At 62.4% G+C, this 19,337-nt stretch carries 16 protein-coding genes and 1 pseudogene; 11 read left to right on the plus strand and 6 right to left on the minus strand.

Annotated features, from left to right (window positions below; translation table 11 throughout):
* Positions 1-114: 114 nt before the first annotated feature.
* Positions 115-1,497 (plus strand): ATP-binding protein, encoded by a 1,383-nt coding sequence (locus AMS69_RS08770; RefSeq protein ID WP_053967675.1) that lies wholly within the window; start codon positions 115-117, stop codon positions 1,495-1,497.
* Positions 1,498-1,905: 408 nt separating this feature from the next.
* Here AMS69_RS08770 and AMS69_RS08775 read toward each other — a convergent pair whose 3' ends face one another.
* Together AMS69_RS08775 and AMS69_RS08780 are read right to left on the minus strand one after the other, a co-directional pair.
* The gene (locus tag AMS69_RS08775; RefSeq protein WP_053967676.1) at positions 1,906-4,047 is read right to left on the minus strand and encodes a glycoside hydrolase family 36 protein; all 2,142 of its coding nucleotides are present in this window, start codon (positions 4,045-4,047) and stop codon (positions 1,906-1,908) included.
* 271 nt (positions 4,048-4,318) lie between these two features.
* Entirely contained in the window at positions 4,319-5,068 is a 750-nt protein-coding gene (locus tag AMS69_RS08780; RefSeq protein ID WP_053967677.1) for an IclR family transcriptional regulator, read from the minus strand.
* Between the two features lie 323 nt (positions 5,069-5,391).
* Between AMS69_RS08780 and AMS69_RS08785 the strand changes: the two genes are divergently transcribed.
* The 8 genes and pseudogenes from AMS69_RS08785 to AMS69_RS21170 all read left to right on the plus strand — a co-directional run.
* Positions 5,392-6,774 (plus strand): extracellular solute-binding protein, encoded by a 1,383-nt coding sequence (locus AMS69_RS08785; RefSeq protein WP_053967678.1) that lies wholly within the window; start codon positions 5,392-5,394, stop codon positions 6,772-6,774.
* Positions 6,775-6,795: 21 nt separating this feature from the next.
* Entirely contained in the window at positions 6,796-7,920 is a 1,125-nt protein-coding gene (locus tag AMS69_RS08790; protein ID WP_202904527.1) for a carbohydrate ABC transporter permease, read from the plus strand.
* Positions 7,913-8,758 carry a carbohydrate ABC transporter permease gene (locus AMS69_RS08795; RefSeq protein WP_053967679.1) on the plus strand — a complete coding sequence of 282 codons (846 nt, stop codon included), beginning with the start codon at positions 7,913-7,915 and terminating at the stop codon, positions 8,756-8,758. Before AMS69_RS08790 ends, AMS69_RS08795 begins: the two co-directional genes overlap by 8 nt.
* A 3-nt stretch (positions 8,759-8,761) precedes the next feature.
* A complete protein-coding gene (locus AMS69_RS08800) occupies positions 8,762-9,886 on the plus strand; it encodes an ABC transporter ATP-binding protein (protein ID WP_053967680.1) in 1,125 nt (374 codons plus the stop codon).
* Between the two features lies 1 nt (position 9,887).
* A complete protein-coding gene (gene dgoD, locus AMS69_RS08805) occupies positions 9,888-11,036 on the plus strand; it encodes a galactonate dehydratase (RefSeq protein WP_053967681.1) in 1,149 nt (382 codons plus the stop codon).
* Positions 11,037-11,038: 2 nt separating this feature from the next.
* Positions 11,039-11,815: an SDR family NAD(P)-dependent oxidoreductase gene (locus AMS69_RS08810; RefSeq protein WP_053967682.1), complete on the plus strand. Its 777-nt coding sequence runs from the start codon at positions 11,039-11,041 to the stop codon at positions 11,813-11,815.
* The gene (locus tag AMS69_RS08815) at positions 11,812-13,812 is read left to right on the plus strand and encodes a beta-galactosidase (protein ID WP_053967683.1); all 2,001 of its coding nucleotides are present in this window, start codon (positions 11,812-11,814) and stop codon (positions 13,810-13,812) included. The genes AMS69_RS08810 and AMS69_RS08815 overlap by 4 nt, the downstream gene beginning before the upstream one ends.
* Positions 13,813-14,035: 223 nt before the next feature.
* A pseudogene (locus AMS69_RS21170) lies at positions 14,036-14,234 on the plus strand (hypothetical protein); the annotation flags it as partial.
* A gap of 78 nt (positions 14,235-14,312) precedes the next feature.
* Here AMS69_RS21170 and AMS69_RS08820 read toward each other — a convergent pair.
* The 4 genes from AMS69_RS08820 to AMS69_RS08835 all read right to left on the minus strand — a co-directional run bounded on the left by AMS69_RS08820 (position 14,313) and on the right by AMS69_RS08835 (position 17,705).
* Positions 14,313-15,734, minus strand: coding sequence for an FAD-dependent oxidoreductase (locus AMS69_RS08820; protein WP_053967684.1), 1,422 nt, complete (start codon positions 15,732-15,734; stop codon positions 14,313-14,315).
* 190 nt (positions 15,735-15,924) lie between these two features.
* Positions 15,925-16,281, minus strand: a complete 357-nt coding sequence (locus AMS69_RS08825) for a DsrE family protein (RefSeq protein WP_053967685.1) — start codon at positions 16,279-16,281, stop codon at positions 15,925-15,927.
* A 509-nt stretch (positions 16,282-16,790) separates the two neighbouring features.
* Positions 16,791-17,147, minus strand: a complete 357-nt coding sequence (trxA, locus tag AMS69_RS08830) for a thioredoxin (protein ID WP_053967686.1) — start codon at positions 17,145-17,147, stop codon at positions 16,791-16,793.
* A gap of 153 nt (positions 17,148-17,300) precedes the next feature.
* A complete protein-coding gene (locus AMS69_RS08835; RefSeq protein WP_053967687.1) occupies positions 17,301-17,705 on the minus strand; it encodes a helix-turn-helix domain-containing protein in 405 nt (134 codons plus the stop codon).
* A gap of 570 nt (positions 17,706-18,275) precedes the next feature.
* Between AMS69_RS08835 and AMS69_RS08840 the strand changes: the two genes are divergently transcribed.
* Entirely contained in the window at positions 18,276-18,716 is a 441-nt protein-coding gene (locus AMS69_RS08840; protein WP_053967688.1) for a DUF302 domain-containing protein, read from the plus strand.
* 1 nt (position 18,717) lies between these two features.
* Positions 18,718-19,278, plus strand: a complete 561-nt coding sequence (locus AMS69_RS08845) for a class I SAM-dependent methyltransferase (protein ID WP_053967689.1) — start codon at positions 18,718-18,720, stop codon at positions 19,276-19,278.
* The last annotated feature ends 59 nt before the right edge of the window (positions 19,279-19,337 follow it).

Genomic DNA, 19,337 nt, shown 5'->3' on the forward strand with positions numbered 1-19,337 from the left:
ACAATCGATTGTCTATCGATAAAATAGACAAAAATCAAATAGCCAAATACAGATTAGCCTATTCTGTATTTGGTTATTCGATGCAGTTATACCAGTATCTGACCATCTACTACTATGGACCAGTTCGTGGACCGAGAGAGCGAACTTGCACGTCTTCAGGACTGCTACGAGTCCGAAGATGCAGAGATGGTCGTCATCTTCGGTCGGCGTCGCCTCGGGAAAACTGAACTCGTGAGACAGTCGCTCGCTGACCGCGACGATGTTGTCATGTACCAAGCCACCGAAACGACGAAACAAGTGCATCTCGACGAATTCGTTGACCTCGCTTCCGAGTCATTCCCCGGCGTCAGCCGAATCAAACCCGAGTGGGAGTCACTCCTCGGCTATCTCGCTGAACAAGACGCCGTCATCGTGCTTGACGAGTTCCCGTATCTTATCGACGCCGACGAGAGTCTGCCGTCAGTCATTCAGCGACTCTGGGACCACGAACTACAGGATACCGCGGCGACACTCATCCTCGTCGGTTCATCAATCAGCATGATGGAAGAGGCTACGCTCCTCGGAAACAGTCCGTTGTACGGCCGGTTTACCGAGAAACTCGACCTGCGACAGTTCGACTTCGGCGCTGCAAGAGAGTTCTTCCCCGCGTCGTACACACCGGAAGAACAAGTATTCGCGTGGGGTGTCTTCGGCGGCACACCGTACTACTTAGACGGGGCCGAACTTGACCACGGCCTCGGAACGGTTATTCAACAGTCCCTCCTCGACCAGCAGGGATTTCTGCACAACGAACCCGAGTACGTCCTCCGTACCGAACTTACTGACCCGAATCGATACTTTGCGATTCTGAAAGCAATCGCCGCCGGGAACGCTACATCAAACGAGATCGCGCAGACAGTCGGCATCGGAGGCAAGCAAATTTCGACGTACACGAAGAAACTAGAACGGCTTCGGTTGGTCGACCGCGAAGTTCCGGTCACAGAAGACAAGACGAAGTCGAGGCGAGGACGGTACCGGATACTCGACCCGCTGTTCCGCTTCTGGTTCCGGTTCGTCTACGGTAACGAGGATCGGTACGACCGACTGAATGATCACGCCTACGAGACCGTTATCGAAGCAGAGATGGCCGACTTCGTCAGTCACGAGTTCGAAACACTCTGTCAAGATGCACTCTCCGGGATGTATCCCGACGAACTGTTCACAGATATCGGCCGCTGGTGGTACAAAGACCAGGAAGTGGATGTCGTCGGTCTCACGGCCGATGGAACGATGGTGACGGGCGAGTGCAAATTTACGAACAGCCCGCTCAAGTATAACGCGCTTGCATCGCTCGAAGAACAGACACAGGAAATTCGCTGGTCGCCTGATAGCGGTGATGTTACCCGAAAGTACGTTCTTTTCGCCCGCAATGGCTTTACACAGTCAGTTCGAGACGCAGCAACCGAACGCGACGATCTCCAACTGTTCGACCTGGAAGAAATCGTAGATAGCTTTTGAATTCGCCCGTCAAGGACTTTACAGCCGACGAGTACCGAGAGCCAGAACGGGGAATAGCGTGGTTTCGGGTGCGGCAATCAGACCCCGGTACCGGTTGGACAACTTACCCATAGCCCGCCTTCACTCCAAAATAACTACTCGTAACCTGACCGCGGATGGATTTGGAAACAACTGCCGACGGTGTTCAGCTAAGGATTGAGGAGTGAGGCCGGCGGTTTTGAAGTGTCTATGCCCAAAAGCGCGGTTTCCAGTTCGGGGTCGTGGACGGACAGGCGGCCTCTCCGGACCGTGTCTTGGACGACAAACAGCATGTTCGACGCGTCGGCGTCGGTCTCGTGGAACTACTTCGCCGCGATGGTAACAACCGTGTTCCCAATTCCGGAGCCAGCGAACTGATTTCCGGCCGTCTCAGGCCCGTTCGAAGGCTATCGTAGTCGTCCCCGGCCGGGCGGTACGTTCGAGGGTTCCGGTGTCGTATGCTGCGTCCGTGTCGGGATGCGTCCAGCCCTCGGGAACCGCCAGCACAATGTTCTGTGTGGTCTCGACATCGAGCGAGAGCGTCAGACGGCCACCCGCTTCGTCGGCGTCCCACTTCACCTGCTCGACGCGGCCCCCGAGACCGGCGAGGTGGTCGGTCCCCAGCAGGTGGGGGCGATCCAGGGCCGGGGCGACGTGGACGAGCAGACAGCCGTGGGCCGATATCGTCCGCTCGACCGTGCCGCCGGCGGCGACCGGTTCGCCCGCTAGGGCGTCCCAACCACGTTCCTCGGTGGCGAGCGACAGCGAGCAATTCGCCGGCTCGTCGCACCAGTTGAACAGCGCGACCGCTCGGCCGGCGTCAGCGGGCCGCTCACACTCGACACGTTCGGGGAACTCCGTTTCCCCGACGCCGGCGACGGTTCCGTTCTCGACCGGCGGGAGTGACCGCTCTAGCAGCTCTCGTCCCTCCGACCCGATCTCGCTGATCTTGTCGCTGAAGACGTTTGAACCGCCAGTGAGTGCGACGATTGCCCCGAACGTCTCCCGTTCGGCCATCGAGAGTTCCGTCGTCTCCCGAACCAGCTGGCAGTCCGGGTCGGTGACCCACCACCGGCGGTGGAGGTAATTCCGGTTGAGGACGTTCCGGATGGCGTTCTCGTGGGCCGGCTCGCTGGCGGACTCACCCTCGCGGACCCAGTACTCGGCGGTGTCGGGACCGACCCGCATCGCGTCGACGAAGCCGACGCTCTGGCCCTGTGGTGCGCCACAGCCCAGGATGTACGTCTCGTCGCCGGCGGTCTCCCGGATCGCCGCTAGCCCACGTCTATACGCCTCCGCACGGGTCACGTCGGCGAACCGCTCGCCGGGCAGTGCCCCGGCGTAGAGGAAGTCGAGTTTGAGGTAGTCGAAGCCCCACTCTTCGGTGATCGTTCGGAAGGTCTCCCGGAGCCACCGCTGGACGCCGGGGTGGGTCAGGTCAAGGCCGTACATCTCACCGTGGCGCTCGCCCGCCGAGACGAACGCCCCGTCGCCGTCGGTCAACAGCCACTCCGGGTGGTCCTCGACGAGCGTGGCGTCCTCCTGGACGAAGAAGGGCGCGAGCCACAGGCCCGGGGTGTGACCGGCATCGTCGATATCGTCGACCAGCGCGGTCATGTCCTCGAACCCCTCGGCCAGCGTCCGCCAGTCGCCGAAGGCAGTCTGGTAGCCGTCGTCGAGCTGGACGATCTCGGCCGGGAGCCCCCAATCGTCGAGGGCAGCGCGGTTCGTCCGTACGTCCGCGGCGGTGACCTCGGTGAAGTAGTGGTACCACGAGCACCAGCCGGACGGTACCCACTCGCCGACGCGGGCGTCCATCCGAGCGCCGGTCCGGTCAGCGATCGCAGTCAGCGCCTCGTCGACCGGACGGGTCGCGTCGATCCGGAGGGGCGCGCTCGTTACTGTTTCGCCCGGTCCCAGGTCGACGCCGTCGCCGGGACAGACCGCTGACAGCGCCTCGACGCCCTCACCGTGTTGATAGTCGAAGCGGGTGACGAACTCGGAGTGGTCGAGAAAGCCGGCGGTCAGGGCTGTGTCGTCATCGAGCAGTCCGATCTGGCAGTGACTCGTCGTCGCCGGCGCGGCCGCGTCGGTCATCATCGGTACATCGACCGGTTCGACAGCGGGAAACGACTCGCCGACGGGGAGCGTCGCGGTCGGCGTCCAAGACTGGTAGCCGTGGCGGTACACTTGCGTCTCAGGGCCGAAGGCCAGGTCGTCGGCAACGAGCGGACAGAGCCGGCCGACCGGCCTGGGCTCGTCGGCCGTGTTTGTGACCGCCACCGAGACGTGAACGCCGCCGTCGGCCGTAGTGAGCCAAACCGTCGTCTCCGCGGTGGCCCCGTCATAGCGGACTTGGATCCCGTCCTCGGAACTGGCGACGTGGTAGCTGTCGGTCGCCGGCAGGCGCTCGGCGCCGAGTTCGGCCAGGACGGTTCCACTCGCGAGTGCCTTCGCTCCGTGTCGCACCGCGAGGCGTCCCGTCTCGGGCACGAATCTGACGGCCGTCTCGCCCGCGTCGAGTTGGACCATACGGCATGTGCCCGCTCCGATCGTAATAGCTGTTTGGTGAACCTTGAGGAGAATAATTTATTTATATTGATATAACACCGCTCGGCAAAATTTGATCGCTTTGTTCACCATGAGAAAACAAGTTATCTCAGGGCATGCTAGTTGCGACCTCGGTGTGCAGTAGAAACTGAGTACTGAGGCACTGAATTCGAACTTTAGCCGGCCGTTCACTGCTGATACATATGTGCGTTCAACACTCCAGTTTAGCGGCAAAATTTAGCACAACTACGGATTAGAACAGGTCGACAGAAATACTATTCGCGCTGCTGACAACAAGGCCGGTGACGTCCTCTTCGAGGCGCTTCCCGCTCATCCGGTTGGCCGGCCCGGTGACCGACACCGCACCGACCGACCGCCCGTCGTCGGTCGTGAGCGGGGCAGCGACGCTTCTGGTCCCGTCAGCCCGTTCCTCGCGGTCGAAGGCGACGCTCTGCTCGCGGACGGTCCGGAGTTCGTCGAGCAGTGCCGTCTCGTCGGGTGCGGAGCTGCCGTTGCCCGCGGGATACTCCGTCTCTGCTAGCAGCGTCCTGATCTCGTCTTCGGGGCGGTGAGCCAGTATTGCCCGCCCCGCGGCGTCGGCCGGCAACGGTCGACGGATCCCCTCGCGGATGGCGGTTTCGCCCCCGTCGCCGCCCGCTACCAACACGTACGTCGCCGTGTCGTGTTCCTCGACGACGAGGGCCGCGACCTCGCCGCTAGAGCGCGCGAGGCGGGCGACTTCTGCCCGCGCGGCCTGGTATACCGGCATCGACTCGCGCGCTCGCGCGCCGAGATCCAGAAACCGCGATCCGACGCGGTACTGGCGGCCTTCCCGGACGACGTACTCCAACTGCTGGAGCGTCTGGAGGTGATTGTGGACCGCCCCTTTCGAGAGATCGAGTTCCCGTGCGAGTTCGGTCACGCCCGCTTCACCCCGACCGAGCAACGCCTCGACGACCCGCAGCGTCGTCGCAGTCGACTGCACCGGGTACGACTCGTCCATAGTTGGCCATCGGCACCCAGATGTATATATCGTTCGTGAGCAGTGAACAGACTTTGAGTGACGGCTGAGACAACCGCCGCGAGGCGATTGATAAAACCACGGTTTCAGGACCGCTACGCCCTGATATTTCTTTACTATCATTGCTCTCGACCGACTATTTGTTCACTCTAGGTGAACAACCGTATTAATCAGAAAAATTATCTAATGGCTGAATTTTCCACCCAAAATATAGAGAAAACGCATGAAGGCAGCGGTACTATCGGACCTTCCGACAATTGGCAAAAGCATTAAATAATGGACTATCATGTGTTGTGGTAGTGCCGATGACTGACTCCAACCGACGACTCGACCGACGACGCATCTTGCAACTGAGCGCGGCAGGTCTCGCGGGCCTGGCCGGCTGTGGGACCGGTAGCCAGCCAGCCACGGACAGCAGTGGCTCGGACGGCGGCAGCAGCGACGGCGGTAGCGGCGGCTCGACCGAGACATCCGCTGACGGTGGCTCCGGCTCGCAGATGGCCTCTTCGGTGGCGGCCTGGAGCTGGGACGTTGCGGCCAAATCGCTCGATCTCATCGACGACCCCTACGAGGAAGCCAACGGCGGGGATGTCACCGTCGAGCAGTTCGGCCGCTCGAACATGAAAGACAAGTTCAAATCGCGCATCCTCTCCGGGTCGGGCGCGCCGGCTATCGCCACGATGGAGAGTGTCGACGCGGCTGCCTGGGTCAACACGGGCGGACTGCGCGACATCGGCCCGTGGATCGAGGACGCTGGTATCAAAGACGGCTTCGTCTCCGGGAAGTGGGGCCCGCTCACGAAAGACGGCGCCACGTACGCGCTCCCGTGGGACCTCGGTCCGGTCGGAATGTTCTACCGCAACGATGTCGCCGACGAACACGGGCTCGATCTCGAAAGCGTCGAGACCTGGGACCAGTTCATCGCGGAGGGTGAGAAACTCCCCGACGGGACCGCGCTGGTAAACTTCCCACCGAACGACTACGACGGGATCTGGCGGATGATGTTCCGCCAACTCGGTGGCCTGCCGTTCACCGACAGCGGCGCCGTGAACATCAACTCCGAGAAGTCTCTGCAGGTCGCCCGCCAGATGAAGCGGGCGCACGACGCCGGTATCACCTCCAGTGTCGCCTCTTGGTCCAGCGAGTGGTTCAACCGCTTCGCCGAGGGCACGATCGCCGGGCTGTACGGCGGGGCCTGGATCGAAGGGACGCTGAAAGCCGAGATCGGTGACACCTCGGGCAAGTGGCGTGTGATGAAGCCACCGGCATACGAGTCCGGCGGTAACCGGGCGACCAACTGGGGCGGCTCGAACCTCGTCATCGCCGACCAGGTCAGCGACGCCAAGGCCCGCCGTGCCTTTGACTACATGCAATATGCGCTGGCAAACGAGGAGATGCAACTCAAGATGTACAGGGAATACGGACTCTTCCCGGCCTACAAGCCGGCCTACGAGTCGGACGCGTTCGACCAGGGGTCGGAGTTCCTTGGCGGGCAGGCCGCCGGCCGGATGTTTGCCGAGATCGCGCCGAACATCCCGAGCTACACGTACACGACCGACACGCCCGAGATCACGAAGGCGATCAACAGCGAGTTCAAGAAGATGATCTCCGGCGACCTCTCGCCGAAGGAGGCCGTCGACAGTGCAGCCAATCAAGTCGCCGAGCGCACGGGTCGGGAGCTCGCGTAACACCGCGGTTCTTTATTCCTCATGTCGACCAGCTCCTCAAACCCGGTCAGAGACAAGCTCACTGCGGTCCGCGAGCGGGCCAAACAGGCCGTCACACCGATCTGGCGGGCGTTTATCGATGCCGTCCGCCCGGCCCGACAGGCCCAGATCCGGGCGACCCGGTCGGTCGGTGCCCGGCTCCCGTTCTCGGTGAGTGCGCCGTATCTCTTCCTGGCGCCGTTTTTCATCCTGTTCAGCTCGTTTCTGGCGTTCCCGATCCTCTATACGCTGTATCTCTCCTTTCACACCTACCAAGGGATCGGCAACGCCACGCTGTTCTGGATCGATCTCGGTCCGATCCAGTTCGAGCTGACACGCATCGCCCAACTGGAGTACGTCGGACTCCAGAACTACCAGCGGCTGCTCGGTGACGCGCTGTTCCAGAACGCGCTGGCGAACACGACGTTCATCCTGCTTGTGCAGGTGCCACTGATGATCGTCCTCGGACTGGCGCTGGCGCTGGCGCTGAACGCCTCCTGGATGCGGTTCAAGGGACTGTTTCGGACGACCATCGCCCTACCTGTCGCTGCGAACCTCGTCGCGTACGCGACGGTGTTCCTGTTATTGTTACAGGACAACGGGCTCGTCAACACCGTCTTCCAGATGCTCGGGCTACCGACGGTCCCGTGGCTCAGCGGCGGGACGGCGCTGATCCCCGGCCCGCTCAAGTCGGTGCTGGGGACCGGATTCTGGCCGCGTATCTCGCTTGTTGGAGCCGTCACCTGGCGCTGGACCGGTTACAACATGATTATCCTGCTGGCGGGGCTCCAGAGTATTCCCCAGCAGCTGTACGAAGCGGCCGAGATTGACGGCGCGAGCCGCTGGGAGAAGTTCCGCTACGTGACGCTTCCCCAGTTGCGCCCGGTCCTGTTGTTCGTGGTCGTCACATCGACCATCGGGACCTTCCGGCTGTTCTCCGAACCGCTGATCATCTCGGAGGGCGGCGCACCGCTGTCGGCGACCCGGACCCTCGTCGTCTATATCTACAACATCGCGTTCCAGCAGTTCCAGCTCGGCTATGCAAGCGCGATGACAGTCGTGCTGGTCGGTATCGTCGCGGTCCTCTCGATCGTCCAGCTCCGGATCGGGGGTGAATCCGATGCGTAAACAGACCCGCGACGAAGCGATCTGGCGGTTCCTCGGCTACACCTTCGTCCTGCTCGTGACGCTGCTGATGGTGGTCCCGATCTACTGGATCATCGTCGCGTCGACGCTGCCCGAACAGGCGTTCCTCTCGGCGGGGACCGATATCCAGCTGTTCCCCGGGTCAAACTTCTTCGCGAACCTGGAGGCGCTGCAGGCCCGCGAGAGTGTCGACTTCATCCAGAGCATCTGGAACTCTGTGTTCATCGCCATCGTCTACACGCTACTGTCGCTCGTGCTCTGTTCGATGGGCGGGTTCGCCTTCGCCAAGTACGAGTTCCGGTTCAAGGAACCGATCTTCTACGCGATCTTGGCGACACTGACCCTGCCCATCCAGTTGCTGGTCATCCCCCTGTTCCTGCTGATCTCGCAGATGGGACTGACCAACTCCTACTGGGCGATCATCCTGCCGTGGGCGGCCAACCCGCTGGGCATCTTCCTGATGCGCCAGAACATGAAACAGATCCCCGACGCCTTGCTGGAGTCGGCCCGCATCGACGGCGCGACCGAGTTCCAGCTGTACTACCGCATCGCACTCCCGACTATGAAGTCGTCGCTGGCGGCGCTTGCCATCGTCCTGTTCCTGTTCCAGTGGAACCTCTTCCTGTTCCCGCTGGTCGTGTTGAACCAGGGCAAGTACACCATCCCGGTGGCGATCAACGAACTGGTCGGCGCCCAGCGTGTCTACTACGACCAGATCATGGTCGCGGCAGCGCTCAGCATCATCCCGCTGTTCTTGGTGTTCCTCTTCTTGCAGCGACACTTCGTCAGCGGGATCCTCGCAGGTTCGGTCAAAGAATAACCCATGGCACAGATAAATCTCGACACCGTACGAAAAGAGTTCGCTGACGACGGCCGCACCATCGTCGCGGTCAACGACCTCGATCTGACTATCCGGGACGGGGAGTTCCTCGTCCTGGTCGGTCCCTCGGGGTGTGGCAAGACGACGACGCTACGTAGTGTCGCCGGACTCGAAGAGGTAACGGCAGGCACCATCACCTTCGACGACGAGGAGGTTACAGACCTCCGCGCTCGTGACCGGGACGTGGCGATGGTGTTCCAGAACTATGCGCTGTACCCGCACATGAACGTGCGGCGCAATATCGGCTTCGGGCTACGACTCTCGACGGATATGTCCTCCAAGGAAATCGACCGCCGCGTCGACGATGTCGCCGAGATGCTCGGCATCGAGGAGCTTCTTGGGAAGAAACCCAAGGCGCTCTCGGGCGGCCAGCAACAGCGCGTCGCGTTGGGACGGGCGATCGTTCGAGACCCCGAAGTGTTCCTGATGGACGAACCCCTCTCGAACCTAGACGCCAAACTCCGGGCCCAGATGCGCACGGAGCTACAGGAACTCCAGCACGAACTCGACGTGACCACCGTCTACGTCACTCACGACCAGACGGAGGCGATGGCGATGGGAGATCGTATCGCCATCATGAACAGCGGGGAACTCCAGCAGGTCGGGACGGCCGAGGAGGTCTACCGCAGCCCCGCGAACGAGTTCGTCGCCAACTTCATCGGCTCGCCGTCGATCAACCTGCTGACCGCGACCATCGAGGGCGACTTGCTGAAAGGACCGGGCGAGTTCAGCTACCAGCTTGACGATCCATCGCCGGTCGAAGGGTACGACCGCGTCCGCGTGGGCATTCGTCCGGAGGACATGACCCTCGTCGAGGACGGGATCGCCGCCTCGGTGACCGTCGTCGAACCGATGGGCAACGAGAACTTCTGTTACATGGAGATGGGCGATATCGACCTGACCGCCCGCATCGACTCCAGTCTCCGCCCGAGTCCAGACGAGACCGTCGAGTTCGGGTTCGAGGAGACCGCGCTGTACCTGTTTGACCCCGAAACCGGCGAAGCGCTGAAGACGATGACCGACGAGACTGACGTTGCTATCGAGGACTACGTCACGCGACCCAAATAACATGATTATCACTGACTACGATCTCTACGAAGTACCGCCACGATGGCTGTTCCTGCGGCTGGAGACGAGCGATGGCACCGTCGGCTGGGGCGAACCAGTCGTTGAGGGCCGCGCCCGCACTGTCCGGACGGCCGTCGAAGAACTGCTCGACACCTACCTGCTGGGAAAAGACCCCATGCGTATCGAGGACCACTGGCAGACTATGTACCGCGGCGGGTTCTACCGCGGCGGGCCGGTGTTGATGTCCGCGATCGCCGGCATCGACCAAGCGCTGTGGGACATCAAGGGCAAACACCACGACATGCCCGTCTACGAACTGTTGGGCGGGAAGGCCCGCGACCGGATGCGGGTCTACCAGTGGGTCGGGGGCGACCGCCCCGAGGGCGTCGCCGACGCGGCCCGCGAGAAGGTCGACGAGGGCTTTACCGCCCTCAAAATGAATGCGACCGCGGAAATGCGCCGGGTCGACTCCCCGTCTGCCGTCCAGGCGGCCGAGGACCGCCTCGCCGCGGTCCGAGAGGCTGTCGGCAACGATATCGATATTGGCGTCGACTTCCACGGCCGGGTTTCGAAATCCATGGCCAGGCGCCTCGCGAAGGCCCTAGAACCGTACGACCCGATGTTCATCGAGGAACCGGTCTTGCCCGAACACAACGACGCGCTCCCGCAACTGGCGAGTCACACCACGAACCCAATCGCGACCGGCGAGCGGATGTTCTCCAGGTGGGACTTCAAGGAGGTTTTCGAGGACGGCTGTGTCGACGTGATCCAGCCCGACCTCTCACACGCCGGCGGGATCACCGAGGTCAAGAAGATTGCGTCGATGGCCGAGGCCTACGACGTGGCGATGGCCCCACACTGTCCGCTGGGCCCCATCGCGCTGGCGGCGTGTCTCCAAGTCGACGCCTGCTCGCCCAACGCCCTGATCCAGGAGCAGAGCCTCGACATCCACTACAACGGGACCAGCGACGTGCTGGACTACCTGAAAGACCCATCGGTGTTCCAGTACCACGACGGCTACGTCGACCTGCCGGAAGGACCGGGGCTCGGCATCGACATCGACCACAGCTACGTCCGGATGCAGGCCGGCGAGGTCGACTGGCATAACCCAGTCTGGCGCCACGACGACGGGAGCGTCGCGGAGTGGTAAGCATGAACCGCTTTGCCGACGACGTGGCCATCGTTACGGGGTCGACACGCGGCATCGGTGCCGGTGTCGCCGAACGACTCGCCGCCGAGGGCGCGAGCGTCGTCGTCTCGGGTCGCTCCGAAGACGACGGCAGCGACGTCGTCGAAACCATCCGCGAGGCCGGCGGGAGTGCCCACTTCGTCCGGGCGGACATGCGCGACCCTGCCGACATCGAGACGCTGGTCGAGGCGACCGTCGCCGAGTTCGGTGGCTTGGACGTCTTGGTCAACAACGCTGGCGTCGAAACCTACACCGGCGCCGACGAGGCGACCATCGACGACTGGTCGTTCGTCGTCGAGACGGACTTCCGCGCGTTCTGGCTGGCCGCAAAACACGCTTACGAACACATGGACGAGGGCGCCATCGTCAACATGTCCTCAAACCACTCGATGGCGACGACTCCGGATATCTTCCCGTACAACGCGGTCAAGGCCGGCATCAACGGGATGACGCGGGCGATGGCTGTCGACTTCGGGCCACAGGTCCGGGTCAACACCGTCGCCCCGGGCTGGGTTGAGGTCGACCGGACCACTGGCGATATGGACGAGGAGCGCCGCCGAGAACTGGAGGGTATCCACCCGACCGGCCGGCTCGGCTCGCCCGAGGACGTGGCCGGCGCGGTGGCGTTCGTCGCCAGCGATGATGCCGAGTTCGTCACCGGGAGCACGATCACTGTCGACGGCGGCCGCGCGGCCGTCCTACAGGACGACTTCCTGCCTGACTACCGGGAGGAACGATGACCGTCGGCGTCTGTTACTTCCCCGAGCACTGGCCCCACGAGCGCTGGGAACGGGACATCGAGCAGATGGCCGAGGCGGGTATCGAGTACGTCCGTATGGCCGAGTTCTCCTGGTCCCGGATCGAACCTGAATCGGGCGAGATCGACCTCTCGTGGCTTGATGAGGCCGTCTCGCTGATCAGCGACCACGGGATGGAGGCCGTGTTGTGTACGCCGACGGCCACGCCGCCGAAGTGGCTCATCGATCAGCACCCCTCGATACTCCAGGAGGAACCTGACGGCACTCCCCGTCACTACGGGAGCCGCCGGCACTACTGTTTCAATTCCCCGGCCTACCGCGAGGAGACCCGCCGGATCGTCTCGACGATGGCCGACCACTTCGCGGACAATCCTCACGTCGCCGGCTGGCAGACAGACAACGAGTACGGCTGTCACGAGACGATCCGCTGCTGGTGCGACGACTGTGCAACCGCGTTCCGCGAGTGGCTCCGCGAGCGCTACGGCGACATCGAGTCGCTCAACGAGGCTTGGGGGACGACCTTCTGGAGCCAACATCTCCGGTCCTTTGATGAGGTCGACCCGCCCCGACACACCGCCGCTGAACACCATCCGTCGCGGCTGCTCGACTATTACCGCTTTAGCGCCGACAGCGCCGTCGACTACAACGCGATCCACGCCGACCTGCTGCGCGAGGCCGACGACGACTGGTTCATCGCCCACAATTTCATGGGCGATTTCGACTCCTGTGACGCATTCCGCTTCGCCGACGATCTAGACCTGTTCACCTGGGACTCGTACCCGACGGGCTTCGCCCAGGACCGCCGGCCCGCTGCCGCTAGCCCCAACGAACTCCGGGCCGGCGACCCAGACCAGGTCGGGATGAACCACGACCTCTACCGCGGGGCCAAACAGCAGCCGTTCTGGGTAATGGAACAACAGCCCGGAGACGTGAACTGGCCGCCCTACGCCCCCCAGCCCGGCGAGGGCGCGATGCGGCTGTGGGCCCACCACGCCGTCGCCCACGGTGCCGACGCCGTGCTATACTTCCGGTGGCGACGCTGTCGGGAAGGGCAAGAGCAGTACCACGCCGGGCTGCGCAAACAGGACGGCTCGCCCGACCGGGGCTACCACGACGCCGACCAGGCGGCCACCGAACTGGCCGAGCTAGACCTCGATACGGTCGATGCCGACGTGGCGCTCCTCCACGAGTACGACAACCTCTGGGCGACGAACATTCAGCCCCACGCCCCCGACTGGGAGTACTGGACCCACATGCGCCAGTACTACGCCGCGCTTCGTGCGCGCTCGGTCCAGGCCGATGTGGTCCACCCCGACCGGGACCTCTCGGGATACGACGCCATCGTCACGCCGGCGCTGCACCTCGTCGACGACGCGCTCGCCGCGACGCTGGAAGGGGCAGTCGAAGACGGGACGGAACTCCTGCTGACGGTTCGCTCGGGCACCAAAGACCGCGCGAACAAGCTTCCGGGCGTTCCCGCGCCCGGGCCGCTCACCGACCTTGTCGGGGCAACCGTCGACCAGCACGAGTCGGTTCCAGAGCGGCTGGATCGTCAGGTCACCTACGACGGCGAATCTTACGAGTTCCGAACGTTCGCCGAGTGGCTCGACACCGACGACGCGACCACCGTTGGCTCATACGTCGGCGGCGTCGGTGACGGTCGCGCGGCGATCACCGAACACGAATTCGGCGCGGGCCACGTCGCCTACTGCGGCGTCTGGCCCGAGGCCGACCTCGCCGACGCCGTCGTGACGGACCTACTCGACCGGGCCGACGTGGGCTACTCCGAGCGGCTCCCGACCGGCGTTCGGGCCGCCCAACGCGACGGCTACACCTGGGTGATGAACTTCACGAGCGATCCCGTCTCAGTGGCGCTCCCCGAGGACGCCCGTCTGGTCGTCGGCGACGACACCGTCGACGCCTTCGGCGCGACCGTCTACGAGGGCGAAGCGGCGGACCTCTCGGTCGACGAGGGGTAGGAGGTCACTTTTTTCGACCCGTTTCATTGCTTTCCGCTCACTGGCTTTGTCGAACCGCTCGCCCGGAAAACGTCCGCGACGGTCAGTATAGAGAGCCGTCTATCAGATCAGGACCTCGGTCTGCCCCGCGCATAGAGAGCACATGCTGGCGGTGTACTCTCTCTACCGTGTTGCTACGGTTGCGTGGACTGCAGTGAAAACGAGTAGCTATAGGATTGTCTGGTCGACCGTGTTTGAGGCCGCTGACGGTGAGCTGAAGGCCCACGAGTTACGCTGGACGCGTGGGACGAGAACGACGGCACTCCTCGCGAGGCAAGGCGAAATCGGTACTGTGTCACGACTGACGGCGACATAGCCAACGCTCAGCTCCGGTCTCCCTGCTGACCTTCGAGGTTGAGCCGATGGCGGCACTCGAAGTGTAGGTCATTCCTGCGCCGAGTATGGTCGTATCCCAGATTCACCACACCGTGTTTCGAGTGGAACGCTCTGAGCCGTGGTCTCTAGAGGTGTCCATTAAGCACTTTCGCGGCGACCAGCACCGGGTCCCAGACGGGGCTGAACGGCGGCGCGTACGCCAGGTCAAGTCGTTCCAGTTCGTCGATGGTCATATCTGCCTCGATGGCCGTCGCGAGCGTGTCGATACGTATTGCCGCTCGGTCTTCGCCGACGAGTGCGCCGCCCAGCAGGCGGCCGCTCTTCCGGTCTGCGACCAGCGTCACGTCGGTGTCGTCGCCGCCGGGGTAGTACCCTGACCGGGAGCCGGCCGTGACTGTTTTCGATACCGGGTCGAACCCGGCAGCGCTGGCCCGTTCGTGGTCGAGGAGGCCGACACGCCCGCATTCGAGGACGAACGCCTTCACGACGGCTGTCCCGGCGATATCGCCGACAGGGGAGGGGTCGCCAGCGACGGTCTGCCCGATTGCACGACCGGCCCGGTTCGCGGTCAGTCCGAGCGGCACCCAGTCGGGCGCATCGGTCACAGCGTGGCGGTCCTCAGCGCAGTCCCCGGCGGCGTAGACGCCATCGACGTTCGTCTCCCCGTACTCGTCGACTGCTATCGCCCCGGAGTCGCCCAGTTCGACCCGCGTGTCAGCTATGAGTGCGGTGTTGGGACGGATGCCGATACCGACCAGTGCGAGGCCCACGTCGGTGGTGCCGCCGTCGTGAGCGACCGACGTAACGCGCCCGTTTTCGTCGCCGACGAGTTCGTCTACGACGGTGTTCAAATGCAGCGTCACACCCTGCTCCCGGAGATGGTCGGCCACGCGCTCGCCGACTGTTTCACCGAACGGCGGCAGGAGGTGGCCCGACCGCTGGAAGAGGTGTGTCTCTACGTCGTGGGCGCGGAACGCCTCTGCCATCTCCACACCGACGTACCCGCCGCCGACGATGGCGACTCGCTCCGGTGGCCCCCAGTCTGTGTACTTCTCGACGAGCGCCGTATCGACGTACTCGATGCTCGTGTCGACGGCGGAGTCGCCCGGGTCGGACAGCGCGGCACGGACCGCGGCGGCCGAGTCCAGTCCATGCATCGTGAACGCGCCGTCGAGTTCCGCCCCTGCAATCGGTTCAGTCACGGCGTGTGCACCCGTTGCGACAAGCAGGTCGCCGTATGGCTGGTCGACTGTCTCGCCGTCGTGGGCGACGGTGACCGTCCCGGCATCAGTATCGACGCCGACGACCTCGTGGTTCCGGCGAAGGTCGATACCCCGCTCGGCCGCCTGCTCGGGCGACAGCGAGAGGAGGTCAGTCAGCCGCTCGACAGTTCCCTTCACGTAGTACGGCGTCCCGCAGTGGGCATAAGACACCCACTCGCCCTTTTCGAAGACAATCACGTCACGGTCCGGTGCCTCGCGGGCGAACTTGCTCGCGGCGCTGAGCCCGGCTGCGTCACCACCGATGACTACGAACGGGTCCATCATACAGTCCGTTGCGTCGCTGCGGTACTTAGTGTTGAGCGAGAAAGAGGTACCTGCATTGATAACTGTGAATACCCGTATCCGGGGCGGATTCGAATTGGCTGGCCGGTGGTTCCTGTGAAAGACGCGAACGGCTCCGATTCAGCCGCGTCGTGGGTCGCTACGGCGCGATTGGACGAGACTACTGTTGGACTTAGAAGGTGATGACTTCGTAGTCGTCGTCGACGAGTGAGCGGATACTCGGGTGGCCGTCGTGGTCGTCCAGCGTGACAAGCCCGGCGTCGGCGACGGCGTCTTCGACGCCGAATGCGCCGGAACAGTAATCACAGACCGCCACGTCATCCTTGAGGCTCTGATACAGTTCGTGGTAGTCGCTGTCCTCGTCTTCGAGTTCCGGAATCCACTGTGTTCCGGCGCCGTCGAAGATGAGTTCGAGGTCGTCCTCGTCGTTCTGTGCGAACTCTGCTGCGGCTTCGAGGCCGTTTGCGAGCCGGCCGAGATTTTCGTGTCCCTCCGTCCCTGCGAGAATGATGATGGCTGCTTTCGTCATTACGTAGCGTAATAGAACTCCCGTCAATATATTACGAGCGGGTGCGTGCGCCGATGTCGAACTCGCACCAAGTCTTTATAAATCAGGGAAAGTCGAGCAATGAGTGAGCTAGCCCGGGAGTCGTCGGCCACGGACTACAGGCGCGCTTCATTCGGACAAACCGCCACACGTCTGTGATTTCAGTACTCGTCAGGAAACCACCCATAGAGACCGTCTCGCTGTCCTGCGATAAGCGTCAGAAAATGATACCCTCGCTGCCGGTGGCTGCGCCCCGAACACTGCGGGGCGACGCGACGGCGCTGCCTGTGACAACCGAGAGCGTCGATGTCCTGCTCGCCGAATGTGTCTCTGTCTCACTGACCTCGATATCGCTCTCGCGGAGGCCACCCGCGTGCTGGTGGATGGCTGACGACTCGCCTTCTCAGACTCGTCGTCGACGGTGACCGGCCCGACATGCCCGACTCAGTCGCCGGGATGCGCTCCGTATTCGACGACGTGGAAACGCAACCCTACGTGTAGGACTCGATAAGCGCTCGGAGGTCTGCTTCGCCTTTGACGCCGACGATCTCTTCGACCTGCTCACCGTCGGCGAACATGATGAGCGTCGGAACACCGCGGACACCATACGACTGAGCGAGTTGCTGGTTGGCATCGACATCGACTTTGGCTACGGTCGCATCGGTCTCCGCGGCCAGCGTCTTGACTACCGGTTCGAGCATCTGGCACGGGCCACACCAGTCGGCATAGAAATCCACGAGAACGACATCGTGCTTGCCGACGACATCGTTGAGTTGGTCCGCTCCGTCAATGTGAAGCGGTTCGTTCGTCGTGGCCTTCTCGGTCTCGGACGCAGTATCAGTCGTCATCGATATACTCTACGCGCCTGCAGTAAATAAGGTTTTGCACACCATATACAATACTATGAATTATCACACGCCGAGCAGGCATCGTAAAAATATAGGTCGTCACGGGCAGAAACCGACTCGGCGCGGGAGCCAAGGGACGATAGAGGGGCGTCGTTAGCTTTCGACAGTCGGGGCCGTGGACTCAGCTTGTTCGTACTTGGTTTCGAACTCCTGAATCAGCTGCCCCATCTTTGCGTACCAGTCGTTGAGCATCCGCTGCATCTCGTCTGCGATCTGTGACGGGTCCGTCGGCGAGTAGACGTGGTAGTAGCCGCCCTGATCGTAGTTGATCTGGTCTTTCTCGATGAAGCCCGTCTGGAGGAGCCGCTGGACGGCGCGATACGCGGTCGAGCGCTCTCGGTCGACTGCTTCGGCGAGTTCGTCGACGGTTAGCGGTTCGTCAGCCTCGACGAGCGCTCGAAAGCACTCTTTGTCGAGTTCCTTGAGGCCGTGGAAACATTCCAATAGCCCCTCGCACTGCATGTCCTGTCGGAGTTGTTCGGACATCGAATCTGGCATCGTTATCACGTCTCTGTAGCCGCTAGGCGGTTAAAAGACTTGTGTACAGTTCGCACAAATGCACGCAAAAGCTGCTAGCTAACGGGCAGACGAGCGACCGCACACAGGGGATACGACCTTTACCGTCAAGGTAGTCTCCACCCGTCGCAGTATCGTACCGGTCTCACTCCCCGACCGTGACGCACTCGTTGCTACTTACTCAATCACTCAGGCTGGACCGTGGCAGAGGGCGATGGAGTCGTAACGTGACCATTCTCTGATATCCCCGCATTTGTGGTATTTTTGCCCACTTTTCACACGACCAGCTCATCCTGAGTGAGTTGGCGCGGGAGTCCAAGGACAGATCCAGCGCAGTAGCCCGGCAGCACTCGCTCATGGCGCAGTTTCCTTGCTACTCTACATCTATATCACTCCCGAGAGGCTGATTGGTCCCATGTTCAGCCCACAGTCGACAGCCACTTCCTCGACGTGTAGCGCGCGACTCGTCTGATTGAATATTTTCGAGAACGGGCCGCGCTACTGACGTGCATCCGAAGAGACTTTGTTCTGTAGACACAATACAATACACGAATGACACTCCCAATCGACCCGAGTCAGATTGACCCTGAAGACATCGGTGAACAACAGGCGACGCTCGAAATGAGCCACGAGGACGCAATCGAGCACGTTCGAGACGTGTTTACCGACGCTGGATTCGGGGTCCCCGTCGAATTCTCGCCGTCTGAGATGCTCAACGAGAAGATCGACGCGGACCGTGACCCATACTACGTGCTGGGTGCCTGCAACCCCGAGGTCGCTGACCGCGCTCTCGACGCGACGGACAACAAACTCGGCGCGCTCATGGCCTGTAACGTCGTTATCTGGGAGGAAAAGCCCGAACGACAGCGCGTCTACCACGTCTCGATTATGCGTATCGCTCGCCTCGTTGGAATGGCACCCGACAACGAGGAGATGGCAGATATCGTCGCTGACACCGGCGAGATTGTCGACGAGGCGTTCCAGAACCTCTAACATGGGGTATCACACGTTCGACGCGGGCCGGGCCGACAAGCTCGAAGACGCACAGCAACGGTACCGATATCTCTCCGCGGAAGAGCTCCGCTGGGCGCTGTCGGCCAGTAGGGACGAGACGGTCGCGGATCTCGGGAGCGGGACTGGTTTCTACACCGACGATGTTGCACCGGCCGTCGACCACGTGTACGCCGTGGATATCCAGGAGGCGATGCACGACTACTACCGGGAGAAAGGCGTCCCCGACAACATCGATCTTGTGACGAGCGCGGTCGATGACCTCCCGTTCGATACTGATAGTCTCGATGGGGCGTTCTCGACGATGACGTACCACGAGTTCGCTAGCGACGGGGCACTGAACGAGGTCGCACGAGTGCTCAAATCGGGCGGAACATTCGCTGTCGCCGATTGGGCGGCTTCCGGCAGTGGTCGTAACGGCCCGCCCGTCGATGAACGATTTTCCGCTGACGAGGCGACGGACGCGCTCCGACAGCATGGGTTCACGGTTGAGTTCGAGGCTGTGCGGCCGGAGACATTTCTGGTCGTTGCGAGCGCTGAATAACGGGTCAGCACTGCCCACCGGACACTCCCGGTTTCTTCTGACTTCCGTGAGCCGGTCCG

The sequence above is a fragment of the Haloarcula rubripromontorii genome (assembly GCF_001280425.1).
Taxonomy (GTDB): domain Archaea; phylum Halobacteriota; class Halobacteria; order Halobacteriales; family Haloarculaceae; genus Haloarcula; species Haloarcula rubripromontorii.